Below are 22,680 nucleotides of genomic sequence, written 5' to 3'. Positions count from 1 at the left end.
CCAAATATGTTTCATGAGAGGCGGCAGGAATCTGCCATCTGCAATAGATCGGACAAGGATCGCGTTTTGACAGACGCATCACCTATGGCAAACGAAATCCTGCGCCCTGTGAAGACAGGAAAGGCCGCGGGCACCAGGCGGTATGCGATCGCGGCCCTTGCCTGTGTGCTTATGCTTTCGGCATGCCAGTCGACGGACAGCTATTTCATTTTGCCGGCAACGGCGAGCACGGAGCAGACCGTTGACGCCCTGACGCGTAACGATCCCAACGCCGCGATGGGGGCGCGTGAACATCCACGCATCCTGGAGACCTATGGCGGTCAGTATCGCGACCCGCAGGTGGAAAGGCTGATTGCGCGCATTGCCGGCGCGTTGACGGCGGTCTCTGAAAACCCGCAGCAGACCTACAGAATCACCATTCTGAATTCGCCCACCATCAATGCATTTGCGCTTCCCGGCGGCTATCTCTACGTCACTCGCGGGCTTCTCGCGCTGGCCACGGATGCCTCCGAAATTGCCGCCGTGCTGTCCCACGAAATGGCCCATGTCACCGCCAATCACGGTATCGAGCGCCAGCGACGGGAAGAAGCAGAAGCCATTTCCAATGAGGTGATCGCCGAGGTTCTCCCCGATACGCCCCAGGTCGAGCAAATCGCCGCGCGCGGCAAGATGCGTCTTGCCGCCTTCTCGCGCCAGCAAGAGCTAGAGGCCGACGCCATAGGCATCCGCATGCTCGCCGAAGCCGGTTATGACCCTGCCGCAGCTACGCGTTTCCTGCGCTCCATGGCAGCCTTCGCACAGTATGAATCGGCTGGCGCCGAAGGGGAAAGCCTGGATTTTCTGTCCAGCCATCCCAGCACCCCGCGCCGGATCCAGTTGGCTGACGACCAAGCGGCTCTTTATGCCAATGTCGGCGCAAATGAGGTCGGGCAAGAATATTTCCTGAACGGGATCAACGGGTTGCTTTATGGCAGCAATCCGGACGAAGGCTATATACGGGACCGGAATTTCTATCATCCGAAGCTTGAAATTACCTTTGAGGTGCCTGCCGGTTTCTCCATGACCGACAAGGCCAATGCCGTGGTGGCAACCGGACCCGGCGATATCGCGATCCGCTTCGACGGTGTGAAGGCCAAGGGCCGCCGCGATCTCGGTGATTATATCCAGAGCGGCTGGGTAACCGGTCTGGTGCCCGGCTCGGTCGAAACCACCAGCGTTAATGGCATGCCAGCAGCAACTGCGCATGCGGTTGCTGGCGACTGGTCCTTTGACGTAACGGTGATCCGCGATGGCAACGAGATCTACAGACTGCTGACAGCGGCGCCGCGCGGCAGTGGCCAGCTTGAGGATATCGCCTCCTCTGTGCGCGCGTCGTTCCACAAGATGACACCGCAGGAGATCGCCAGCCTGAAGCCTCTGAGGATCAGGATCGTCAAGGTTCGGCCCGGAGACACGGTGGCTGGCCTTTCGGCAAACATGATGGGAACAAGCCGCAAGCTGGCGCTGTTCAAGATCCTGAACGCGCTTGGACCGGGCGCCACGCTCTCAGTCGGCGATGAGGTCAAGATCGTCTCGCAATAGGCCAGACGACAGCGCGCGTCAAACCGGAACCGCAGTCATGCCGCTGTCGGCGGTCATCGCTGATTTCAGCTTTTCGAGCGCACGGGTCTCGATCTGGCGCACCCGCTCCTTCGAAATACCGAGTTCCGCACCAAGTTCGGCGAGCGTCGCGCCGTCTTCGGCAAGTTTGCGGGCGCGGATCACCCGGTTTTCGCGCGCTGAAAGCTTGGACAGTGCGCGTTTGAGTTTCTGGCTGAGGCGTTCACCGTCGATCATGCCGGAGACCTGTTCTTCCGGCAACGGCTGATCGCAGACCAGAAGATTGATGCGTTCGGTTCCCTCTTCGCCCTCGGCGCCGACCGGTGCCTGCAGCGACGTGTCATTTCCCGAAAGCCGCGCGTCCATAACCTGCACGTCCAAAACGTTAACGCCGAGGCTCTCCGCGATTTCCTCATAGATCGACTGTGCGCTCAATTCACGATCGCGCGCGGCGATCATGGCGCGCAGGCGGCGGAGCTTGAAGAACAGAGCCTTCTGGCTGGAACTGGTGCCGCCGCGCACGATTGACCAGTTGCGCAGCACATAATCCTGCATCGAGGCGCGCACCCACCAACTGGCATAGGTCGAAAACCGGACACCGCGTTCATGGTCGAACCGGGCAGCGGCCTCGAGAAGACCGACATACCCTTCCTGAACCAAATCGGATTTGGGAAGACCGAAACCGCGGAACTTGCCCGCCATCGAAACTACCAGTCTGAGATGGGCCATCGCGATATCATTGCGCGCGTTGCTGTCGTCGCTGATGCGCCATCGCGTCGCCAGTTCGGTTTCCTGCTCGCGTGTCAGATAGGGCGCCGCCATTGCGACGCTGGCAATACGGTGATCCTGTGCATCGATATTCATGGCTCACTCCCGGACGACAAGACAATCAAGGCCACTGAGCACCGGGAAAAACCTGCGTTTCGATCAAAACCGCAACTGTCCCAACACTCCTTGATCATTTCAACGCACGAGAGAGCGATTTGGTTCAAAGACAGTTACGGATTTCTGAGCACAAAAACGTGAACTGCACACCAAACGGAAAAAATCCGGCCATCGCGGACCGGATTTTTTAAAACAAGGGCCGATGAATGTGGCCCGTTCTGATGGCTGAAGCCTCAGGCGGCCTCTTCCTGAGCGTCGTCTTCTTCGTCTGCAGCCTTGCCGCGCTTGGGACCCTTGGCAAGGTGGCTTTCGATCAAGCGAACTGACTCGGTGTCCGACAGCTTGTTGACGGCGGCGATTTCGCGCGCCATGCGTTCAAGCGCTGCTTCATAAAGCTGGCGTTCGGAATAGGACTGTTCAGGCTGGGTGTCGGCGCGGAAAAGATCGCGAACAACCTCGGCAATCGAAATCAGATCGCCGGAATTGATCTTCGCATCATATTCCTGGGCGCGGCGCGACCACATGGTACGCTTCACACGGGCCTTGCCCTGCACAACTTTCAAAGCGCGCTCGACGAAATCCGTTTCCGACAGCTTGCGCATGCCGATGCTCAAGGCCTTGGCAACCGGCACCTTGAGGCGCATCTTGTCCTTGTCGAAATCGATGACAAAAAGCTCGAGCTTCATGCCGGCCACTTCCTGCTCCTCGATGGAGTTGATCGTGCCAACACCGTGGGCGGGATAGACGATGGACTCACCGGTTTTGAAACCGTGGCGGCCGGCAGACTTTTTCTGTTGTACTGTCATAGGCTTTTAAAAACTCCCTGTTACGCATCCGGCGGGCGCCGGTCCCGGACATGCATGATCCGGCGGGTGGGACGATTGGAGGGTCGACACCCACTGTAACCATCAAACGGACAACGAAAAGCGCGACGAGTTGCTTGTTTCGAAGGGCAACTGCACTTCGAATGAGTTTTGTCGACGCTAGGGTTGATTGCTTTCTTGGGCTTCAGGCAATTTTGCCGTTTTCTGGGTCAGTGCATCTTACATAGCACAACACGCAGCAGAAATCAATGAGCCGTCCACCCGCGACAAGACGTCGCCGGCGAGCGGGGATATTGGCCGAGACCTAACTGAATTCTCCGGCTTCGCCAAGCCCCAAATTGCAGGTGCGTTCAAAAATCTTGGCGAAGCTGCGGCGAGGACGACGACGGCGCAAACGCACCGCCCCCTCAATCGCCGGGCCCGGGCTTATCCGAGAAGAACTGCTCGAACTTGTTCTCAACGCCGTCCATATCGTCGGCGTCGGGAAGCGGATCCTTCTTGATGGTAATATTCGGCCAGCTCTCAGAGAAGTCAGCATTCAGTTTCAGCCACTTGTCGAGACCCGGCTCCGTATCGGGCTTGATCGCCTCGGCCGGACATTCCGGCTCGCAAACGCCGCAGTCGATGCACTCGTCGGGATGAATGACCAGAAAGTTCTCGCCTTCATAAAAGCAATCCACCGGACAGACTTCAACGCAGTCGGTGTATTTGCACTTGATGCAGTTATCGGTCACGACATAGGTCATGAAGGACTCCAGAAATCTTTTTGGGGCCGGCGAGCCAGTACGCGCAGCCATGGCCCGGCCGCAGTCGAACCGTGAGGTAACGGCTTTCGGCGCCTGCCGCAAGATGATTTCATTCCAGAAAGCAGGCTCTTGCGGGTAGAAGTTTCCAAAGGCCCGCCAAAGGCCTCATTCGTCGCCGCGCAGGCGCATCAGCGAGCGGCGTTCCTTCTTGGTCGGCCGCCCGGCACCTGCAACGCGCTGGGCCTGCTCGAAGGCGGACAGCTTGGCGCGGGCTTCAGGCGGCGGGCTGACATCCTCGTAAAGCGTCTGCGCCTCTTCAAAGGGGCCGCGCCGGTTACCGGGCGCGCGCACCACCAGATGGAGGTCCCGTCGCTCAAGCTTGACGACCAGCCTGTCGTCCACCGTCACATCGACACTCGGGCGAATGACCCTTGCTCCGTTCAGCTTCACCTTGCCATCGCGCACCAGCTTTTGCGCCAGTGAGCGCGATTTGACGATCCGCGCGAAGAACAACCATTTGTCGACGCGCTGACGGCCTGCCGGTGCCTCGCCTTCAGCCACCGGCTCACCGCTTCATCTGGGCCTTCAGCGCGGCAAGCTTGGCGAACGGCGAGATCCGGATCGACCGGCTTTTCGCGTTCACGACGCTGTTCGCGCGGCTTGGCCTCGCCCTCGTTGCGCTCGCGACGCGGGTCTTTACCGCCCTTGCCGCCGGGCTTGCCGGAGCGTTCACGCTCACCATCGCCACCCTTGCGGTTCTGCTGTCCACGGCCACGGCCCTCGGTGCGCTGACCACGCCCCTGATGCGGGCGGCTGCGCTCATTCTGGCTACGGCCGCCCGGGCGCCACAGAAGAACCGGTTTCGGCTCTTCCTCTTCCTTCGCCACAGCCTCATCGGCCTTTTCAGCCTTTTCTGCCGAAGCCGGAGCGGCGTCTGCGTTCGCTTCGACAGGCTTGTCATCAGCCTGCTCGACCGTTGCGGCTTGTTCTTCCGCCGGTTTTTCCGGCGTTTCGGTCGCTGCGGTTTCCGCGACTGCTGGCTTTTCCGACGCTTCTGGCGTTTCGGCCACGTCAGTCGCGTCGGCTACCGGCTTGTCGGCGCGCTTGGCAACGGTTTCGACGGCGACACCGGCATGCTGTTTTGCAGCCTTTTCCGCGTCACGCTCGGCCTGCGCTCCCTCGATCCGGGCAATATCCTCCGGCGAAGCGATATCGGCGCGATAGCCGAGCCCCTTCAGGATTTCTTCCATATCGTCAGGCGTTGCGCCGAGGATCGACATCATCGCAGGCGTGGTCACGAAACGGCGGCCGTCGAACGCACCTTCCGGTCGTACACCGCCTGATTCCGGCTTCCACTGGGTCAACGGACGGATGATATCAGCGAGACGCTCGAGAATATCGATCCTGACCGCGCGCTTACCGAGAAAACGGAAGCCGGCCAGCTTGTAGAAGGCACGTTCGAAACTCGGATCGGTCACCACCGATGTGCGACCAGCCGCAAGCACCGGAATAAGCTCGCCATAGCCCGGCTTGTCGAGGCCGTCATTGGCAAGACCCCAGAGCAGCGTGATCATCTCGGCAGGCGCGGGTTTCAAAAGCGCCGGCATGAACACGTGATAAGCGCCGAAGCGTACGCCGTAGCGGCGCAGCGAGGCGCGGGCGTCCTGATCGAGCGTCTTGACCTCGGCGGAAACATCACGCCGGAACAATACGCCGTAATTTTCGACGAGCTGAAAGGCAAGCCCACGTGCCAGTCCTTCGATATCTTCGGCAGTGGCAAGGTCATCGAGCGGCTTCAGCACCGTTTGGATCGTATGCCCGACAAAGCGTTCGATTCGTGCGGCCACATGGTCACGCGCCGCACCGGTGAGCTGTTCATCGGCCAGAACAATGGCACGTGGCCTCATAACATTGTCGGAAGCGACCAGACGCGCCACCGGATCACCGAGCCATCGTACCGTGCCTGAGGCATCGAGTACCAGATCGGAATTGCCGGACGCATGCAGACGCGCAGCCCGCGCCTCGAATTCGAGCGCCAGCGCTTTCAGCGCAGCCGCCTCGATCGCCTTGGCGTCCGGCCCCTCGGCGCCGGACACGGCTTTAAAACGAAAGCCCGCCAGTTCCCCCACATGATGTCCTTCTACAAAGACATCACCATTCACGCTCACTTCAGCTTCAAGCATCGCATTCTCTCTCAGGCGCTTCATCAGCACGGAAGTCCTGCGGTCAACGAAGCGTTTCGTCAACCTCTCATGCAGTGCATCCGACAGCCGATCCTCGATTTTTCGTGTCTTTTCCTGCCAGTGTGTCGGATCGGCAAGCCATCCGGGCCGGTTCGAAACATAGGTCCATGTTCTAATCTGGGCAATACGCGCGGAAAGCGTATCGATCTCACCATCGGTCCGATCGGCATGGTGGACCTGTTTTGCAAGGAAATCCTCGTCAACGGTGCCATGCTCGACCAGGTCGAGATAAAGTGAGGCGATCAGGTCGGCATGCTGGGCCGGCGTGATCCGCCGATAATCGGGCAGCGCACAGGCTTCCCATAACAGTTCAATCCGCGCATGCCGGTCGGCCTTGCTGGCGATGGCATGGTTGCGGGCGAGAAATTCGAGCGCGCGCTGATCGACAGCTGGCAACGCCCGTGTCAGCCCCTGCACCCGTGGCACCTCGTCGAGGCTTGCCTTCAGCGCATGCAGCGAGGCAAAATCAGGTGTCTTGGAACGCCACTGCAGCACTTTCACCGGATCGAACTGATGGGTCTCCAGCCGCTGAACGAGTTCCTCGTCAAACGGCGCGACCCGGCTGGTGGTGCCGAACGTGCCGTCACGCATATGGCGACCGGCGCGGCCGGCGATCTGGCCGAGTTCGCCCGGATTGAGACTGCGGTATTGATGACCGTCGAACTTGCGGTCCTGGGCGAAGGCGACATGGTCGACATCAAGATTGAGCCCCATGCCGATCGCATCGGTCGCGACCAGATATTCGACATCGCCATTCTGGTAGAGCTCGACCTGGGCATTGCGGGTCCGCGGGCTGAGCGCGCCCAGTACAACGGCGGCGCCGCCGCGCTGACGGCGGATCAGTTCGGCAATCGCATAGACCTCGTCGGAGGAAAAGGCGACGATCGCCGAACGGCGCGGCAGGCGGGTGATCTTTTTCTGCCCGGCATAAAACAGACTCGAAAGCCGCGGGCGCTCGACGATCGAAACCCCCGGCAGCAATTGCCGCAGGATCGGTTTCATCGTTGCCGAACCCAAAAGCAGCGTTTCCTCGCGTCCGCGCAAATGCAGAATACGGTCGGTGAAGATGTGTCCGCGTTCCAGGTCCCCGGCCAGCTGAACCTCGTCGATGGCCACGAAGGCGGCGTCGGTTTCGCGCGGCATCGCCTCGACGGTGCAGACGCTGTAGCGGGCCTGAGGTGGAGAAATCTTCTCTTCGCCAGTGATCAGCGCGACGCGGTTCACACCAACGCGCTCGACAAGGCGGGTATAGACTTCACGGGCCAGAAGGCGCAGCGGCAGGCCGATCACCCCGGAGGCGTGCGCCACCATCCGCTCGATGGCAAAATGGGTCTTGCCGGTATTGGTCGGACCGAGCATGGCGGTTACCCCGCGTCCGCTCAAGATCATTGCTTCTGACTTCAATGTCCCGGTCCCAAATCCCCTGGCCGGGGCCAAATTTTTCGCCCCCGTCCATTGCTTCAATCGCCGGATCGGAAAAACCACCAGCGCGCGTCTCCCCTATAGATGGACCGGCTGCGCGCCACAAGCAAGGGGGACGCGCATTTTGCCCCAAAACCCGGTCTTTGTTAAGATTTGGAACAGATGCGAACGAATCACAGACGAATCGGTGACTCTCCCGTTTTCCCGGTTTGTTCACGGCTATATGTTGGGGTATCGCCTCTTGCGACGTCTACATGTGGAAAGTGGTTTTCTCTGCCCACGCAGGTCAGAGCATCCGCGTTAACCTTCGTAAACAAAGAATGAACAGACAAGTCACCTGCCCCGTTTTTTTGGGAGCGCGAGCGTGCATCGGGAGTGCGCCTGACCTGGGTAAGGTTGCTGGCCCCCTCGTGCTGCGCCACCGCGCGGAAGCATCACGGTTCTGTGCCGGTCTCGGAACCGACGCTGCGGCCGTTCGTTCCGCCGCCTGTCCGGAGGTGGCACGGCGGATGCAGGAGAGAGCCCGAAACGGCCTCAGAACGGACAATTGCCAGCTTGTTTTTGCCCGAGGACCAAAGCCGGAACGAATCAGCGACGAATCACAGACAGCCAAATTTTCCCGTTTTGTTCACCGCTATATATGGCGCCTCATTAAATATTTAACCATATTTTTCAGAGAGTTGTGACGCATCTGGACGGCTGGAAGCAGCCAGGCATTGTCGTAGCCTGCTTGCAGGCTTTGGGAACAAAGAACGGTGCACGCCCGTTATAGCGCCAACTGAATATCCCGGAGAGAGACAATGCTCGGTACAATCCTGCTTATCATCATCATCCTTCTTCTGATCGGTGCACTTCCCCGCTGGGGCCATTCACGGACATGGGGATACGGACCGTCTGGCGGTCTTGGCCTTGTCCTGCTAATCGTCATTATCCTGCTCCTTGCAGGCTATGTGTAATCGACCACTGGAGACAGAGACCATGAAAAAGGCAGTTTTTGCTATCGCACTCATTCTTCCGCTCGCCGCCTGCACCACGCAGCAGCGTAACACCACCATCGGCGCCGGCACCGGCGTTGCAGTCGGAACCGCGATCACGGGTGACGCCACTGGCGCCATCGCCGGTGGCCTGATAGGCGGCGGCATCGGCGCGGCCACCGCCAACCGATAACCAAAGCGGCGCGCGCTAGAAGCAGTCGCGTCACGATCGGCTCGCCGATCCGGGCGCCGCCATCATCAAGCGGCGCCTTTTTTGTTGGATACCGACAGCGTAGACGGTTTTGGGTGTTGCACGTGCGATAATCAACGCGCTTCGGCAACCTTCACCGCGAGGAGCACAGCCAGGTCTTTTCTCAAGCCTGCCGTGCGAACTGGCCTTGTGTCAAAGGACTTCGCCCCCACCACAGCAATAATGACCGAGCCGCATGCACTGACCACGCTATCGCTGCAATGCGACAAAACGATTGTAACGCTACGTTTTTTGAGGTTACATCTGCGATGGGAAGAGGAAACGACAAACGCGGGGAGGAGACATAATATGCCCGTACGCAACGGACCGACTGCGATCAAGAAATATGCCAACCGCCGGCTCTACAATACCGGCACGAGCAGCTATGTGACGCTCGAAGATCTGGCAACAATGGTGAAGCAGGGCGAGGAGTTCACCGTTCAGGATGCCAAGTCAGGCGACGACATCACCCATACGGTGCTGACCCAGATCATCTTCGAACAGGAAGCGAAATCCGGCCAGGGCATTCTGCCGGTCTCCTTCCTGAGAGAGATCATCGGCTATTACGGCGATCAGATGCAGGCCATGCTGCCCGGCTTTCTGGACAATGCCATGAAGGCGTTTTCCGAACAGCAGGCCCATATGCGCGAGCAGATGGACAAGGCGCTCTACGACAACCCGCTGAAGCGGGAATATTACCGCAAGGAAGAAGCGGCCCGCCGCGCTCCCCTTGGTGCCAGCAGCTATCGCGCGCCCGTCAAAGACAATGATGAGACCGGACCGGCGGTCCATGCGGTCACCGGCGACCTGGACGATCTGCGTCAGCAGCTCAGGGTCCTGCAGGATCGCATCGACAATCTCTGAACGCCTGGTGGCTGATCGACATTTTCAGACACCGCCGAGCGAAGAAACCACAAACAAAAAAGCCGTCCCGAGGGACGGCTTTTTTAAGTTCTGCGGTAAGCCAATCAGGCTTCCTTCGGCGTCAGAACCTGACGGCCGCGATACATGCCGGTCTTCAGATCGACATGGTGCGGACGGCGCAGCTCGCCGGAATTCTTGTCTTCGACATAAGTCGGAGCGCTAAGAGCGTCTGCAGAGCGGCGCATACCGCGCTTGGACGGGGTCGTTTTTCTTTTCGGTACAGCCATTGGACTACTCCAGTTTCGGCAAGGCGCAGTCACCGGCGGGGATAACCACCGCGATTTCGGCCTTGAAATACATGAAATTTGGCGCGCTTATACAGGTCTTCCGGCCCTTTGACCAGTCCCTCCGGCTCTTTTTTGAGTCTTGCCGAAAAGATATTCGTCCTGCCTCAGACCTCATCTTCGGGCACGACCCAACTTTCAGCCAGCGCCCCATCGCGCCAGCGCTGGAAGGCAGGCAGGCTTTTCACTGCATCCATATAGGCGCATGTCGGTGTGGCGTCGACAAGTTCATAGATCTCGAAGCGATTGACAACCGGCGCATACATGGCGTCGGCCGCCGTGAACGAGCCGAAAAGGAAGGGGCCACCGGAGGTTTCCAGCGCATCGCGCCACATCGCCTCGATCCGAGCCACATCAGCCCTGACGGCGTCATCGACGGCAAACGGCGCCGGTTTGCGGCCGAAATTCATCGGGCAGGCGCCGCGCAACGCCCGGAAACCGGCGTGCATTTCTGCAGCAAGCGCGCGCGCGGAGGCGCGCTCGATCCTGTCGTCTGGCCAGAGCTGGGCTTCGGGATAAAGCTCAGCGACATATTCGATAATTGCCATCGACTCCCAGATCCGGGCATTGCCATGATGCAGCACCGGCACAGTACCAACCGGGGAAAGCTCGCGGAAACGCGGATTGCCCGCCGGGAAATCAAACGGGATCAGCACTTCCTTGAACGGTATGCCCGACGCCTCCATGGCAAGCCACGGTCTCAGCGACCACGACGAATAGCGCTTGTTTCCGATGTAGAGCGTCAGATCGCTCATTGGTGCGTCCTTTCAGATCGACAATCCGCGGCGGGAGTTAACCTCAAACGACCGCCGCATGCCAATGGATTTATCGGATATCAGTCATAAAGACAGGTAATATAAGCCCCGGAGCGCGCTGCAAGCCGTTCCACCCGGTCAGCCAGCCGGTTCATATGAGCGCTCGGGGCGGTTGCCTGCCTGCCGGTCGGGTTCGGCAGCGAGACAGCAAGAAGGGCTGCCTGACGGCGTGAAAGCTCAGAGGCGGAAACCCCGAACTGTTCGCGCGCGGCGGCCTCGATCCCGAAGGTTTCCGGCCCCCACTGGGCAATGTTGAGGTAAATCTCCATCAGCCGCTGCTTCGACCAGAACGCGTCGGCCGCGACTGCCAGCGGCAATTCCAGCGCTTTTCGCAGATAGGACCGGCTGTTCCAGAGAAACAGGTTCTTGACCGTCTGCATCGGAATGGTGCTGGCGCCGCGCGTTTCTTCGCCGGCCAGCGCATCCTCGATAACGGCTTTGTATTCGCGCCAGTCGATGCCGTAGTGATTGCAGAACTGCCCATCCTCCGACATCACCACCGATTGCACCAGAACCGGCGCAATATCGTTGAAGGCGACCCATTGGCGGTCATAGCCCGACAGGATCCGCGTCAGCATCGGCGTCGAGACAGGATGCACAAAGGCCGGCCGATAGAGCGGCAAAAACAGGTAGGGCAGCAGGACGATGGCGGCCAGAGCGAGCGCGACGATGCGGAACCAACGCCGGAAAAAGCCCCTCCGCGGCGCTTCGTCCTCCTCGTATTCAGGCGTCTCGCCCATATATCAACTCATCCTCATGAAAACTTGCCCCTCCATAGCGCGAAAACGACCAGCTTGAAAAGAAGGGAGCGGACTTGACCATTCCGGCTTGAACGGGCCCCGGCGCCATGGCAAGAGAAACGCATGACAGCCGTGATGTTTTCCAACCGTCTTGATGACGCCCGCGCCCGCGTGGAAGTCTGCCTTGAAGGGCTTCTTGGCCCAAACCCGCTTGCCGGGGAGACCGCACGCCCGGCAACGCTGATGGCGGCAATCCGTCACGGTGTGTTGAACGGCGGCAAACGCTTCCGTCCGTTTCTCGTGATCGAGAGCACCAGGCTTTTTGAAGGCCCGCAAGACGCGGCACTCAGAGTGGCCGCCGCGCTCGAATGTATCCATTGCTATTCGCTGATCCATGACGATCTTCCAGCCATGGACGATGACGACCTCAGGCGTGGCCGGCCGACAGTCCACAAGGCCTTTGACGAGGCCAGCGCCATTCTGGCCGGCGACAGTCTCCTGACACTGGCCTTCGATATAATTGCCGATGACGCAACCGCGCTTGAGCCTGGTGTGCGGCTGAAGCTGATCGCAGCCCTTTCACGCGCGGCCGGCATTGGCGGTATGGTGGGGGGGCAGGCGCTCGATCTGGCGGCCGAGAAAATGTCACCCGACGAAGATGGTATTGTCATGTTGCAGGCGATGAAGACCGGCGCACTGATCCGCTTCGGGGCTGAGGCCGGTGCGATCATTGCCGGTACGGGCGACGATGAACGCGCGCGGCTTCACCGCTACGGCGCGGTGGTCGGCCTTGCATTCCAGCTAGCCGATGATCTTTTGGACCTGACGGCAGATGCCGAGACAATGGGCAAGGCCACAGGCAAGGATGCCGGACGCGGCAAGGGCACGCTGGTCGCTCTTCATGGCCCTGAATGGGCCGAAAACCGGCTCGGCGAACTGGTGCACGAGGCCGAAACGCTGCTGTCGCCCTTCGACGAGAAGGCCGAAACGCTGGTCGAAGCGGCGCGCTTTGTCGCCCAGCGCAGGAACTGACATCATGACCGCCCCGATCGCGATCACCCGGAACGGCCACAAAACGCTTTTAAAATGGCACTGCGGCAAGCGGTTTCCCGCCGATACGCCGTTTTCACGCGCACGCATTGCCGAAGGCCTGAAGGCAGGGGCAAGCAGCGAAATCGACCTGCAGCTCACCGCAGACGGGTCGATGGCAGTGTTGCATGACGCGCTGCTGGAACACTCAACCACCGGGATCGGCCCAGTCGCCACAGCAAGCGACGATGAGGTCCGGGCGGCCCGCCTGCTTGATCGGCAAGGCCGCGACACTGGCGAAAACGTGATGCTGTTTGACGATCTAGCCCGGCTGGTGGCGGAAACCGGCGCTGATGATGCCGCCATCCTGCAGCTCGACCTCAAGGCGGGCCTCGACGCCTTTTCGCCGGAAAGCATTGCCCGCTTCGGTGAAGCCGTGCGCCCGGTCGCGCGCCACATGATCCTTTCAGGCGGGGACGCGGCTGCCGTCAGGCGATTGTCGCAAAGCGCTCCCGGCCTTTCAACGGGCTATGACCCTTGCCTGGACGGCGCGATGGAGACGGTGATGGCCAACGGGCGCTACGCCGAATTCGTCGCCGCCGCACTCGACACCGCACCCGGTGCACGGATGTTCTATCTCCACTTCGAACTGGTGTTTGCCGCTGCAGATGCCGGTTTCGACATGATCGCCGCTTTTCACACCGCCGGAAGAACGGTTGACGCCTGGACCATCAGGAGCAGCGATACCGAGGGTCTAGCGCGAACCGAGCGGCTTCTGGCGCTGAAAGCCGACCAGATCACCACCGACGACGCCGACGGGCTTTTTGCGGCGCTCGGATAATTTATCAACAGCCGATCTGGCCGCGTATGCGATTGACTTCAGCCCTTGACCTGCAGACATTTTCGCAGGGTATTCCATCGCTGTCGCCGTCAGCGCGGCGATAGCCATTGCACCATTGCCGCACGGCTTCGGCACAGCTTGAAGCCTGCCCGCAGGTCCATCCGGCCGCCGGTACGATTGGCAAAACAGCTGGCGTCATCGGCACTGGCTTGGGTGATGCCGCGGACACGGGCATCCCGATATAAGCCAGAAAAACGACAAGCAGCGGGATTTGCAGACTGCGCACGGGTTTCGGCCTCAATCCCGCCCCGGCAGCACGCGATTGGGCGGACGGTGGCCGTCGAAGAAGGTGCGGATGTTGATAATCACCTTGTCGCCCATGTCGATCCGGCTTTCGAGCGTGGCCGAGCCCATATGCGGCAACAGAACGGCCTTGCCCTTTTTCGCCAACGCCAGAAGACGCGGATTGATCTCCGGCTCGTTTTCAAAAACATCGAGCCCGGCGCCGGCGATCCGGTCTTCCTCAAGGCATCTGATCAACTCATCTTCATCAATCACGTCGCCGCGCGCAGTGTTGACGATATAGGCCTCCGGCCGCATCAGCTGCAGACGGCGGGCGGAAATCAGATGATAGGTCGCCGGTGTCGAGGGGCAATTGACCGAGACAATATCGACGCGGGCCAGCATCTGGTCGAGGCTGTCCCAATAGGTTGCCTCAAGCTCGGCCTCGGTCTCCGGGCTGATGCGACCGCGATTGTGGTAATTGACCGAAAGCCCGAAGGCCTTGGCCCTGCGGCCGACCGCCGTCCCGATACGACCCATGCCGACAATGCCGATGCGCTTGCCCCAGATGCGCCGGCCAAGCATCCATGTCGGGTCCCAGCCCTGCCACGCGCCGGGTTCCGCATCCGAAAGAAAACGGGCGCCTTCAGCAAGCCTGCGCGGCACGGCGAGCACCAGCGCCATGGTCATATCGGCCGTATCCTCGGTCAGGACATTGGGCGTATTGGTGACGGTGATGCCCTTTTGCGCCGCAGCATTGACGTCGACATTATCAATACCGTTGGAAAAGCTGGCGATCAGCTTAAGCCGTGGCCCGGCCTTTTCGATCAGCGCCTTGTCGATCTGGTCGGTCAGCGTCGGCACCAGAACATCGGCCCGGCTCATGGCAGCAGCCAGTTCATCGCGGGTCAGCGGCCGGTCGTCGCGGTTCAGCTCGACCGAGAACAACTCCTGCATGCGGGCTTCGACCGGCGCCGGCAGTTTCCGCGTGACAAAGACTTCTGGTTTCTTCGGATGGGTCATCGGTTAACAGCTCATTAAACATGTCCGGCGATAATGCACATATTGCAGGCTCATTTCCACCTGAAGCGGATGGCTGCGGTTCGAAAACATTTTTGGACGCAGGCCCGGACCCGTTCTTGTACCGGAAACGTGCCATGCGAGGCCCCTGGACGGGCGGACTAAAAAAGGGTTGCCATGCGTCGTATCGTCAGTCTGTTCCTGTGCGCGCTTGTCGTCTGCGCCGTTGTCTCGCCGGTCCAGGCACAGAGCGAACGGCGCGGCGCGTCCGGTGGGCCGCTTCCCCGCTTCGCCATCGTCAAGCCGGATCGCGCCCGCATGCGCGTTGGTCCCGGCTTCAACTACGCCACCAAATGGATCTACCAACGCCCCGGGTTGCCCGTCGAGATCATCGAGGAATACGCCGTCTGGCGTCAGGTTCGTGATGCCGACGGTACAGAAGGCTGGATGCATGTCTCTGTGTTGTCCTCGGTGCGCAATGCGATGGTGGCACCGTGGCTGCGCGGCAACGGTTCTGATGCGCCCGATTATCTCGACCTGAAGGCAAACGCCGACGATTCCGCCCGCGATATCGCCAATATAGAACCCGGTGTCATCGTTCACCTGGACGAATGCGACGGCACATGGTGCGAACTCGAGGTCAAGGGCGTGTCCGGATACATGCACCAGAACGACCTCTGGGGCGTCTATCCCAACGAAGTGTTCCGCTAGAGCGCCTCAGGCTTCCGGCCTGGTCGTCAGCACCATATAATTGACGTCAGTGTCCGCTGATCGGTTCCAGCTATCGGTGAGCATGTTGTAGAACACGCCCTGACGCTCCACGATTTCCATGCCGGCGGCCTTCAGTGGTGTTTCGATTTCCTCCGGCCGCACCAGCTTTTCATATTGATGTGTGCCGGGCGGCAGCCAGCGCAGCACGCGCTCGGCCGCAAAAATCGCCAATGCACCGGCCTTCAGCGTACGGTTGATGGTGGCGACGAACATCATGCCGCCTGGCCTGACCAGCGAGGCACAGGTTGTCAGGAAAAAATCGACATCCGAGACATGCTCGACGACTTCCATGTTGAGCACGATATCAAAGGTCTCGCCGGCTTCCGCCAGCGCTTCGGCGGTGGTCGCACGGTAATCGATCTCAAGCCCGGATTCGACAGCGTGGGTGGTGGCAATGCCGATGTTTTTCTCCGCCGGATCGATGCCGGTGACGCTTGCGCCCATGCGCGTCAGCGGCTCGGCCAGAAGCCCGCCACCGCAGCCAACATCGAGGATCCTCAGGCCAGCAAGCGGCCGCGCCGATTGCGCGTCGCGGGCAAAATGCGCACAGGCCTTTTCGCGAATATAGGCGATACGCACCGGATTGAACTTGTGCAGCGGCTTGAACTTGCCGGTCGGATCCCACCATTCCGCGGCCATTTTCGAGAACCACTCGACCTGGCTGTCGTCGATTGTCGTCTTGGCGGCGTTGCTCATCGGCCTGATCTCCGGGTGACGCGAACGGCACAATTGCGCCGTTCTATCTCATTGTTATGACGCAATCTCAGGGCTGAAAGCCGAAACCGACTTTCATAAAGCCTGCGTCCTTCCTCCGCTTATAGAAGCGGCCGGGGCCAGCGGCAAGCGAGACGGTGTTTCAAGAAGCGCGCTTCGGTGCGCCGGTGGCCATATCGGTACCGATGTAAGGTAGTTTTTCGGCTTTCCAAGCCCCGAAGCCACCTTCCATATGCGCAATCTTGCCGAAACCCGCGCCAAGGCAGATATCGGCGATGCGGCCCGAGCGCACGCCGGAACCGCAATGAAGGACGATGCGCTTGCCATCCTGGGTCGGAAAATTGGCGGGATCGGTAAAGGCCATCGGAGAAAGCAGCGACCCTTCGATATGCTCAAAGGCATATTCTGCAGGCGTACGGACATCGATCAGAACGATGTCATGGGCCGCAAGCGCCTCAAAAACCTCGCGCGGCGTCCAGGTTTCGATCGTGCCGTTTTCCAGTTCCTCGATTTTCATGACAGTCTCCCTTTTATCGGTCGGTTCGAACTTCGACCAATTATACTTCATATGTACGAAACAATGAAATTAAAGTTTGCGGAAAATTGAACCTCATGAACCGGTGGACAAAAGGGCGGGTTTGACCAAACCAAAACGGCCCGGTCGAAACCGGGCCATGTCACAAATACGAGTCGGAATGCGCAGCACCTCAGGCGCGGATAACGCCGCCGGTGGTCTTTTCAACATTGCCGACGATCTTCTTTGTCAGCGCCTCGAAATCCTCGTCCGTCAGCGTGCGGTCGCTGGGCTGAATCGAAACCTCGATGGCGACCGATTTCTTGCCCTCACCAAGCGAAGCGCCTGAAAATACGTCGAAAACGGTAACACCAGTGATCAGCTTGCGATCGGCACCGGCGGCCACGCGCTCGATTGCCGCCGCCTCGACATCGCTGTCGACCACGAAGGCGAAGTCGCGTGTGACCGCCTGAAAGGCTGAAAGCGTCAGCGCCGGTTTGGTGCGGGTGGCCTTCTTCTTCGGCGCCGGCATGGCATCGACGAAGACCTCGAAGCCGGCAAGCTTGCCGGAGACATCAAGCGTCTCCAGAGTTTTGGGATGGAACTCACCAAAATGACCGAGCACGATCTTCGGGCCCATCCTGATGGTGCCGGAACGGCCGGGATGATACCAGTCCGGCCCGCCGGCAACGACCTGGACATTGCCCATCGGCACACCGCAGGCTTCGATCACGGCCAGCGCATCGGCCTTGGCATCGAAAACGCCGACGGCGCGGCCTGCACCGGTCTCGCCGTTCGACCACATCCGGCCCGCGCCTGAAAGCGTTGCCGTGCCGCGGCGGACGCCACCGGCAACCCGGCGCTGGCCTTCCGGCCGGTCATTCTCATAAGTGGCGGCGACCTCGAACAGCGCGACATCGCCATGGCCGATGGCGGTATTGCGCCCGGCGGCTGCCAGAAGGCCCGGCAGCAGCGAAGGTCGCATATCCGACATGTCGGCGGCGATCGGGTTGGAAAGCTTGAGCTGAGGCGCACCGCCGCCGAAGAGTTTTGCTGCCTCTTCGGGAATGAACGACCAGGTGACGGCTTCCATCATGCCACGGGCGGCAAGCTCGCGCCGCGCGGAACGCGAGCGGATCTGAAGCGTGGTCAGGATCTTTTCGTTGACCGCGCCAAGCTTTGGCAGGGCCACCGGTTCGATGCTGTCAACGCCATGAATGCGCATGACTTCTTCAACGAGATCGGCCTTGCCGTCCACATCCGGCCGCCAGGAGGGCACCGAAACGGAAACCATCTCGCCGCTGCCTTCAACCGCGAAACCCAGCCGTGTCAGGATATCGCGGCTTTCATCCACCGAAACCTCCAGACCGGTCAGGCGCTTCACCTCGGAGAACGGATAGTCGATCACCTTCGGCTGATGCGCCTGATAGCCCGTGACCGTCTTTTCGCTGGCCGCACCGCCGCAGATGTCCAGCACCAGCTCGGTAGTGCGCTCAAGGCCGGGCACCATATATTCCGGATCCACGCCGCGCTCGAAGCGGTAGCGGGCATCGGAAATGATGCCGAGATCACGACCCGTGCGGGCAATGTTCATCGGATCCCACAGCGCCGATTCGATCAGAACGTCACTGGTGTTTTCATCGCAGCCGGAATGTTCGCCGCCCATGATGCCACCAATGGATTCCACGCCATTGTCATCGGCGATGACGACGTTCTCCACCGACAGCGCATATTCACGTTCATCGAGCGCAAGAATTGTCTCGCCGGCCTTCGCACGGCGCACAACAAGCCCGCCCTTGACCTTGGCCGCGTCGAAGACATGCATCGGCCGGCCCTGATCGAAGGTCATGTAATTGGTGATGTCGACCAGCGCGTTGATGGGGCGCAGGCCAATCGCGATCAGCCGTTTCTGCATCCATTGCGGGCTCGGGCCGTTTTTCACGCCGCGCACCAGACGGAGTGCGAAGCCGGGGCAGAGGTGCCTGTCGTCGTCGGAAAAATCGAGCGTCAGCGAAACCGGCGTATCGCCTTTCGCCGCAAAAGACGGCGCCGGCCTTGTTTTCAGCGTGCCAAGGCCAGACGCCGCAAGATCACGGGCAATGCCGTAAATGCTGGTGCAATCCGGGCGGTTCGGCGTCAGATTGATCTCGATGACCGGATCGTCAAGACCGGCATATTCGGCAAAGCTCGCACCGACGGGGGCATCCTCCGGCAGATCGATAATGCCGTCATGATCGTCGGACATGTCGAGCTCCTTTTCCGAGCACATCATGCCGTGGCTCTCGACGCCGCGGATCTTGCCGACCGACAGCGTGACGCCGATGCCCGGCACATAGGTGCCCGGCCTTGCGAGCGCGCCGACAAGTCCAGCGCGAGCATTGGGCGCGCCACAGACGATCTGCAGCGGCTTGCCGTCTCCGGCGTCGACGGTCAGCACCTTCAGCCTGTCGGCATCGGGATGCTGTTTCGCGTCAATCACCTTCGCGATGGTGAACGGCTTGTAGGCCGCCTTGTCGTCAACATCCTCGACCTCAAGGCCGATGGTCGTCAGCCGTTCGCAGATCTCGTCAAGCGACGCGTCGATTTCCAGATGGTCCTTCAACCAGGACAGTGTAAATTTCATGTCTCTCGTCTCGCCGTTTCACTCGACCGCTAACCGGAGCGCCAGTTCCATTGCCGTCGATTTATGTTCTTCTCAAGCGTTTTTGTCAGCATTCAGTGTTTCGACAAGCCGGAACCGCTCGCAGATCAGTTCCATATCAGGCGCAAAGCCGCCATTGCGCGCGAAGTAGGCCTCATGCGCCTCGCGCCAATGGGCAAGCGACAGGTCGCCCTCGCCCTCGTCACGGGCGAAATCCGCGTCAACCGCGTCGAACCGGCAGATGCGCACCTCGGTCGTCTCGATCACCGCAGCCGGCTTGCCGGCGCCGTCGAGCACGACATCGCGACGGCCGACCTCGGGCATCGGTTCCTGCGCGTCCTTCACATCCCGGAGCGCGCCGCAGGTCGCTGTCTTGCGGCCGGAAAGCACAAGCGCCAGAAGCTCATCCATCAGCGTCGGCGTATCGCCGAACGCGAACTGAACGGCATCCTTGTAGCGTTCAGGAAGGGCGGTCATGACGACAACCCGCCAAACAGCGTCGGAATATCCAGCGGCCGGAAGCCGTAATGCGAGGTCCAGCGCTCATCGGCGGCGAAGAAGTCTCTGAGGTCCGGCATGCCGTATTTCAGCATGGCGATGCGGTCGAGGCCCATGCCCCAGGCAAAGCCCTGATAGACATCCGGATCGAGGCCGCAGTGGCGCAGCACATTCGGATGCACCATGCCGCAGCCAAGGATTTCCATCCAGTCCGTCCCGGTTCCGAACTTGACCTGCTCGCCGGAGCGATCGCACTGAATATCGACCTCGAAGGAAGGCTCGGTGAAGGGAAAGAAGGACGGGCGGAAGCGCATGGTCACGCTGTCGACCTCAAAGAATGCCTTGCAGAATTCCTCCAGCGTCCAGCGCAGATGGCCGACATGGGTGGTCTTGTCGATGACAAGGCCTTCCAGCTGATGGAACATCGGCGAATGGGTGGCATCGCTGTCCTGGCGATAGGTCTTGCCGGGAATGACCACACGGATCGGCGGTGCCTGCGTCTCCATCGTGCGGATCTGCACCGGCGAGGTGTGGGTTCTGAGCACCTTGCGCTCGCCGTTTTCATCCGGGCTGAAAAAGAAGGTGTCGTGCATCTCGCGGGCGGGATGCCCCTCGGGGAAATTCAGCGCTGTGAAATTGTAATAGTCCGTCTCGATTTCCGGACCTTCGGCAATCGAAAAGCCCATATCGCCGAAAATGGCCGAAATCTCGTCAATCACCTGGCTGACCGGATGGATCCGGCCGGAAAGCGAGGGCGAGGGCCGGACAGGCAGCGTCACATCGACCGTTTCAGCCGCCAGGCGTGCGGAAATGGCGACCTCTTTCAGTTCGGCCTTGCGCGCGGCGATCGCATCAGCGACGTCCGTCTTCAGCGCGTTGATGGCCGCGCCGCGGGTCTTGCGCTCTTCCGGGTCCATCTTGCCGAGGGTCTTGAGGAGATCGGAGACCGACCCCTTCTTGCCGATCGCGCTTACGCGCACGGCCTCGATTTGCGCCTCGTCCGCAGCCGCGACGATATCGGCCATCAGCTTTTGTTTCAGATCCTCAAGATCGGACATCTTTTCATCTCTTCCTTGCAGAAAGCGGCTCAGTTCCGCTTACCTGACGCTCAGATACATGAATTTCATGATTTCAGAATGAAGAAAACCCGCACTGGTACGGCCAGCGCGGGTTTCCCAAAAAGGTAAAATTTCAGAGAGCTTGGGACGCGCTGGCTTATGCTACCGCGGTTTCAAACTCGTTGGCCGTGCCCTCTTTCTTGAGGTACTCAAGGCCCTTCTTCGAAGCAGCAACGAGCGATGCAAATGCTGCGGGCTCGTGAATGGCCATGTCGGACATAACCTTGCGGTCAACTTCGATGCCAGCCTTGTTGAGACCATCGATGAAACGGCCATAGGTCAGGCCATGTTCACGCACGGCAGCATTGATACGCTGAACCCAGAGCGCACGGAAATTGCGCTTGTTAACCTTGCGGTCGCGGTAAGCGTACTGCATGGACTTGTCCACAGCAGCCTTGGCTGTGCGGATGGTGTTCTTGCGGCGGCCATAAAAGCCTTTTGCCTTCTTGATGACTTTTTTATGCTTGGCGTGTGCAGCAACGCCACGTTTTACGCGAGCCATGTTTAATCTCCTTCAGATCGATCGGAATGCGTTTAGAAAACTTGCGGGCGTTACTTGCTGTAAGGCATGAACTGCTTGACGATCTTCGCGTCCGGATCGGACAGGACCATCGTGCCGCGTGCATTACGAAGGAATTTGTTGGAGCGCTTGATCATGCCGTGCTGCTTGCCTGCAGCCGCAACCTTGACCTTGCCGCTCGCGGTCACCTTGAAACGTTTTTTGACCGACGATTTCGTCTTCATCTTGGGCATTTTGCTACTCCGTTTTTGTTAATTGGGACCTTGGGCGACGAACCCGGCCACATTGCATTTTCGAGCAGACACGGCATGCCCTGCCGGCCTGCTCCATGGCGGCCCGCCCAAAAGGCGACCCGTCAGAACGGCGCGCTTATACGCGCTTTGCTGATAAAGCGCAACCATCATCGGCCAAACAATAAATTCCGCCGCCTCGGCTGTTAAGCCCGGGCGGCGCTTGGCCGGTTGACGCTTTTTTGCAAGAACTTATTTCGGTGCAAGCACCATCAGCATCTGGCGGCCTTCGAGCTTCGGCTCGGCCTCCACCTTCGCGATCTCGGCGGTATCTTGCTTGACCTGGGACAAGAGCTTCATGCCCAGTTCCTGGTGCGCCATCTCACGCCCGCGGAAACGCAAAGTCACCTTGACCTTGTCACCGCCTTCAAAGAACTTGTTCATCGCCTTCATCTTCACCTCGTAATCGTGGCTGTCGATGTTGGGACGCATCTTGATTTCTTTGACTTCAACGACTTTCTGTTTCTTGCGGGCCTCGGCAGCACGCTTCTGGTTGGCATATTTCAGCTTTCCCAGATCGAGAATCTTGCAAACGGGCGGCGTTGAGTTGGGGGCGATCTCAACGAGATCAAGCCCGGCTTCTTCAGCCATTCTCATCGCTTCTTCGGTCTGAATAACGCCCAGGTTCTCCCCTTCGGCATCGATCAGCTGCACTTCGCGGATGCGAATGTCGCGATTGGCGCGGGGACCTTCCTTGGTCGGGGGAGCGGCTCTGTGGGGTCTGCGAATGGTCGTG

Annotated in this window: 23 protein-coding genes and 1 pseudogene; 7 read left to right on the top strand and 17 right to left on the bottom strand. The window is 60.0% G+C overall.

The window, feature by feature from the left end:
* The first annotated feature begins 84 nt into the window (after positions 1-84).
* Positions 85-1,581 (top strand): M48 family metalloprotease, encoded by a 1,497-nt coding sequence (locus tag AC0L7L_RS18550; protein ID WP_473510596.1) that lies wholly within the window; start codon positions 85-87, stop codon positions 1,579-1,581.
* Between the two features lie 18 nt (positions 1,582-1,599).
* Here the strand turns inward: AC0L7L_RS18550 and AC0L7L_RS18545 are convergent, their stop codons facing one another.
* The 5 genes and pseudogenes from AC0L7L_RS18545 to AC0L7L_RS18525 all read right to left on the bottom strand — a co-directional run bounded on the left by AC0L7L_RS18545 (position 1,600) and on the right by AC0L7L_RS18525 (position 7,686).
* On the bottom strand, positions 1,600-2,463 hold the full coding sequence (locus AC0L7L_RS18545) for an RNA polymerase factor sigma-32 (protein WP_272213556.1): 864 nt from the start codon (positions 2,461-2,463) through the stop codon (positions 1,600-1,602).
* Positions 2,464-2,717: 254 nt separating this feature from the next.
* Complete coding sequence (locus tag AC0L7L_RS18540; RefSeq protein ID WP_272213555.1) at positions 2,718-3,290, bottom strand: CarD family transcriptional regulator; 573 nt, start codon at positions 3,288-3,290, stop codon at positions 2,718-2,720.
* A gap of 425 nt (positions 3,291-3,715) precedes the next feature.
* The gene (gene fdxA / locus AC0L7L_RS18535) at positions 3,716-4,054 is read right to left on the bottom strand and encodes a ferredoxin FdxA (RefSeq protein WP_272213554.1); all 339 of its coding nucleotides are present in this window, start codon (positions 4,052-4,054) and stop codon (positions 3,716-3,718) included.
* Between the two features lie 165 nt (positions 4,055-4,219).
* Positions 4,220-4,615, bottom strand: coding sequence for an RNA-binding S4 domain-containing protein (locus AC0L7L_RS18530; RefSeq protein ID WP_272213553.1), 396 nt, complete (start codon positions 4,613-4,615; stop codon positions 4,220-4,222).
* A gap of 4 nt (positions 4,616-4,619) precedes the next feature.
* Positions 4,620-7,686: pseudogene (locus tag AC0L7L_RS18525) on the bottom strand (helicase-related protein).
* A gap of 833 nt (positions 7,687-8,519) precedes the next feature.
* On the opposite strand from AC0L7L_RS18525, the gene AC0L7L_RS18520 reads away from it, so the two are divergent.
* The 3 genes from AC0L7L_RS18520 to phaR all read left to right on the top strand — a co-directional run bounded on the left by AC0L7L_RS18520 (position 8,520) and on the right by phaR (position 9,807).
* The gene (locus AC0L7L_RS18520; protein WP_272213550.1) at positions 8,520-8,675 is read left to right on the top strand and encodes a DUF3309 family protein; all 156 of its coding nucleotides are present in this window, start codon (positions 8,520-8,522) and stop codon (positions 8,673-8,675) included.
* A gap of 22 nt (positions 8,676-8,697) precedes the next feature.
* On the top strand, positions 8,698-8,886 hold the full coding sequence (locus AC0L7L_RS18515) for a hypothetical protein (protein WP_272213549.1): 189 nt from the start codon (positions 8,698-8,700) through the stop codon (positions 8,884-8,886).
* A gap of 366 nt (positions 8,887-9,252) precedes the next feature.
* The gene (gene phaR / locus AC0L7L_RS18510; protein WP_473510590.1) at positions 9,253-9,807 is read left to right on the top strand and encodes a polyhydroxyalkanoate synthesis repressor PhaR; all 555 of its coding nucleotides are present in this window, start codon (positions 9,253-9,255) and stop codon (positions 9,805-9,807) included.
* 104 nt (positions 9,808-9,911) lie between these two features.
* Here the strand turns inward: phaR and rpmF are convergent, their stop codons facing one another.
* From rpmF to AC0L7L_RS18495, 3 genes are all read right to left on the bottom strand, one after another.
* Positions 9,912-10,094: a 50S ribosomal protein L32 gene (rpmF, locus tag AC0L7L_RS18505; protein WP_473510588.1), complete on the bottom strand. Its 183-nt coding sequence runs from the start codon at positions 10,092-10,094 to the stop codon at positions 9,912-9,914.
* A gap of 164 nt (positions 10,095-10,258) precedes the next feature.
* Positions 10,259-10,906 carry a glutathione S-transferase family protein gene (locus AC0L7L_RS18500; protein ID WP_272213547.1) on the bottom strand — a complete coding sequence of 216 codons (648 nt, stop codon included), beginning with the start codon at positions 10,904-10,906 and terminating at the stop codon, positions 10,259-10,261.
* Between the two features lie 80 nt (positions 10,907-10,986).
* Positions 10,987-11,706: a biosynthetic peptidoglycan transglycosylase gene (locus AC0L7L_RS18495; protein ID WP_272213546.1), complete on the bottom strand. Its 720-nt coding sequence runs from the start codon at positions 11,704-11,706 to the stop codon at positions 10,987-10,989.
* Between the two features lie 123 nt (positions 11,707-11,829).
* Between AC0L7L_RS18495 and AC0L7L_RS18490 the strand changes: the two genes are divergently transcribed.
* Both AC0L7L_RS18490 and AC0L7L_RS18485 read left to right on the top strand, forming a co-directional pair.
* Positions 11,830-12,738 carry a polyprenyl synthetase family protein gene (locus AC0L7L_RS18490; RefSeq protein ID WP_473510585.1) on the top strand — a complete coding sequence of 303 codons (909 nt, stop codon included), beginning with the start codon at positions 11,830-11,832 and terminating at the stop codon, positions 12,736-12,738.
* Positions 12,739-12,742: 4 nt separating this feature from the next.
* Positions 12,743-13,576 (top strand): glycerophosphodiester phosphodiesterase, encoded by an 834-nt coding sequence (locus AC0L7L_RS18485; RefSeq protein WP_272213542.1) that lies wholly within the window; start codon positions 12,743-12,745, stop codon positions 13,574-13,576.
* Between the two features lie 297 nt (positions 13,577-13,873).
* On the opposite strand, the gene AC0L7L_RS18480 is transcribed toward AC0L7L_RS18485, so the two are convergent.
* Positions 13,874-14,881: a 2-hydroxyacid dehydrogenase gene (locus AC0L7L_RS18480; RefSeq protein ID WP_473510581.1), complete on the bottom strand. Its 1,008-nt coding sequence runs from the start codon at positions 14,879-14,881 to the stop codon at positions 13,874-13,876.
* A gap of 174 nt (positions 14,882-15,055) precedes the next feature.
* Here AC0L7L_RS18480 and AC0L7L_RS18475 point away from each other — a divergent pair, with 174 nt between their 5' ends.
* On the top strand, positions 15,056-15,589 hold the full coding sequence (locus AC0L7L_RS18475) for an SH3 domain-containing protein (RefSeq protein ID WP_473510579.1): 534 nt from the start codon (positions 15,056-15,058) through the stop codon (positions 15,587-15,589).
* Positions 15,590-15,595: 6 nt separating this feature from the next.
* Here the strand turns inward: AC0L7L_RS18475 and ubiG are convergent, their stop codons facing one another.
* From ubiG to infC, 8 genes are all read right to left on the bottom strand, one after another.
* Positions 15,596-16,345: a bifunctional 2-polyprenyl-6-hydroxyphenol methylase/3-demethylubiquinol 3-O-methyltransferase UbiG gene (ubiG, locus tag AC0L7L_RS18470; RefSeq protein WP_473510577.1), complete on the bottom strand. Its 750-nt coding sequence runs from the start codon at positions 16,343-16,345 to the stop codon at positions 15,596-15,598.
* 160 nt (positions 16,346-16,505) lie between these two features.
* On the bottom strand, positions 16,506-16,880 hold the full coding sequence (locus AC0L7L_RS18465) for a rhodanese-like domain-containing protein (RefSeq protein ID WP_272213537.1): 375 nt from the start codon (positions 16,878-16,880) through the stop codon (positions 16,506-16,508).
* Between the two features lie 190 nt (positions 16,881-17,070).
* Positions 17,071-19,500: a phenylalanine--tRNA ligase subunit beta gene (pheT, locus tag AC0L7L_RS18460; protein ID WP_473510574.1), complete on the bottom strand. Its 2,430-nt coding sequence runs from the start codon at positions 19,498-19,500 to the stop codon at positions 17,071-17,073.
* A gap of 72 nt (positions 19,501-19,572) precedes the next feature.
* Entirely contained in the window at positions 19,573-19,995 is a 423-nt protein-coding gene (locus AC0L7L_RS18455; protein ID WP_272213535.1) for an ASCH domain-containing protein, read from the bottom strand.
* Positions 19,992-21,074, bottom strand: coding sequence for a phenylalanine--tRNA ligase subunit alpha (gene pheS, locus AC0L7L_RS18450; protein WP_473510572.1), 1,083 nt, complete (start codon positions 21,072-21,074; stop codon positions 19,992-19,994). The genes AC0L7L_RS18455 and pheS overlap by 4 nt, the downstream gene beginning before the upstream one ends.
* A 157-nt stretch (positions 21,075-21,231) precedes the next feature.
* A complete protein-coding gene (rplT, locus tag AC0L7L_RS18445; RefSeq protein ID WP_473510570.1) occupies positions 21,232-21,636 on the bottom strand; it encodes a 50S ribosomal protein L20 in 405 nt (134 codons plus the stop codon).
* A gap of 50 nt (positions 21,637-21,686) precedes the next feature.
* A complete protein-coding gene (rpmI, locus tag AC0L7L_RS18440; RefSeq protein ID WP_272213534.1) occupies positions 21,687-21,887 on the bottom strand; it encodes a 50S ribosomal protein L35 in 201 nt (66 codons plus the stop codon).
* Between the two features lie 249 nt (positions 21,888-22,136).
* A complete protein-coding gene (infC, locus tag AC0L7L_RS18435) occupies positions 22,137-22,673 on the bottom strand; it encodes a translation initiation factor IF-3 (RefSeq protein ID WP_473514010.1) in 537 nt (178 codons plus the stop codon).
* Positions 22,674-22,680: the final 7 nt, after the last annotated feature.

This window comes from Martelella sp. K41-7 (assembly GCF_055808365.1).
The sequence above is the reverse complement of the archived record's forward strand: the minus strand, read 5'-3'. Positions and strand labels throughout refer to the sequence as shown.

Excerpts from the sequence above, each read along its gene's own strand:
- AC0L7L_RS18550 (WP_473510596.1), top strand. The coding sequence starts at position 85 with ATGGCAAACGAAATCCTGCGCCCTGTGAAGACAGGAAAGGCCGCGGGC.
- AC0L7L_RS18545 (WP_272213556.1), bottom strand. The coding sequence starts at position 2,463 with ATGAATATCGATGCACAGGATCACCGTATTGCCAGCGTCGCAATGGCG.
- AC0L7L_RS18540 (WP_272213555.1), bottom strand. The coding sequence starts at position 3,290 with ATGACAGTACAACAGAAAAAGTCTGCCGGCCGCCACGGTTTCAAAACC.
- fdxA (WP_272213554.1), bottom strand. The coding sequence starts at position 4,054 with ATGACCTATGTCGTGACCGATAACTGCATCAAGTGCAAATACACCGAC.
- AC0L7L_RS18520 (WP_272213550.1), top strand. The coding sequence starts at position 8,520 with ATGCTCGGTACAATCCTGCTTATCATCATCATCCTTCTTCTGATCGGT.
- AC0L7L_RS18515 (WP_272213549.1), top strand. The coding sequence starts at position 8,698 with ATGAAAAAGGCAGTTTTTGCTATCGCACTCATTCTTCCGCTCGCCGCC.
- phaR (WP_473510590.1), top strand. The coding sequence starts at position 9,253 with ATGCCCGTACGCAACGGACCGACTGCGATCAAGAAATATGCCAACCGC.
- rpmF (WP_473510588.1), bottom strand. The coding sequence starts at position 10,094 with ATGGCTGTACCGAAAAGAAAAACGACCCCGTCCAAGCGCGGTATGCGC.
- AC0L7L_RS18500 (WP_272213547.1), bottom strand. The coding sequence starts at position 10,906 with ATGAGCGATCTGACGCTCTACATCGGAAACAAGCGCTATTCGTCGTGG.
- AC0L7L_RS18495 (WP_272213546.1), bottom strand. The coding sequence starts at position 11,706 with ATGGGCGAGACGCCTGAATACGAGGAGGACGAAGCGCCGCGGAGGGGC.
- AC0L7L_RS18490 (WP_473510585.1), top strand. The coding sequence starts at position 11,830 with ATGACAGCCGTGATGTTTTCCAACCGTCTTGATGACGCCCGCGCCCGC.
- AC0L7L_RS18485 (WP_272213542.1), top strand. The coding sequence starts at position 12,743 with ATGACCGCCCCGATCGCGATCACCCGGAACGGCCACAAAACGCTTTTA.
- AC0L7L_RS18480 (WP_473510581.1), bottom strand. The coding sequence starts at position 14,881 with ATGACCCATCCGAAGAAACCAGAAGTCTTTGTCACGCGGAAACTGCCG.
- AC0L7L_RS18475 (WP_473510579.1), top strand. The coding sequence starts at position 15,056 with ATGCGTCGTATCGTCAGTCTGTTCCTGTGCGCGCTTGTCGTCTGCGCC.
- ubiG (WP_473510577.1), bottom strand. The coding sequence starts at position 16,345 with ATGAGCAACGCCGCCAAGACGACAATCGACGACAGCCAGGTCGAGTGG.
- AC0L7L_RS18465 (WP_272213537.1), bottom strand. The coding sequence starts at position 16,880 with ATGAAAATCGAGGAACTGGAAAACGGCACGATCGAAACCTGGACGCCG.
- pheT (WP_473510574.1), bottom strand. The coding sequence starts at position 19,500 with ATGAAATTTACACTGTCCTGGTTGAAGGACCATCTGGAAATCGACGCG.
- AC0L7L_RS18455 (WP_272213535.1), bottom strand. The coding sequence starts at position 19,995 with ATGACCGCCCTTCCTGAACGCTACAAGGATGCCGTTCAGTTCGCGTTC.
- pheS (WP_473510572.1), bottom strand. The coding sequence starts at position 21,074 with ATGTCCGATCTTGAGGATCTGAAACAAAAGCTGATGGCCGATATCGTC.
- rplT (WP_473510570.1), bottom strand. The coding sequence starts at position 21,636 with ATGGCTCGCGTAAAACGTGGCGTTGCTGCACACGCCAAGCATAAAAAA.
- rpmI (WP_272213534.1), bottom strand. The coding sequence starts at position 21,887 with ATGCCCAAGATGAAGACGAAATCGTCGGTCAAAAAACGTTTCAAGGTG.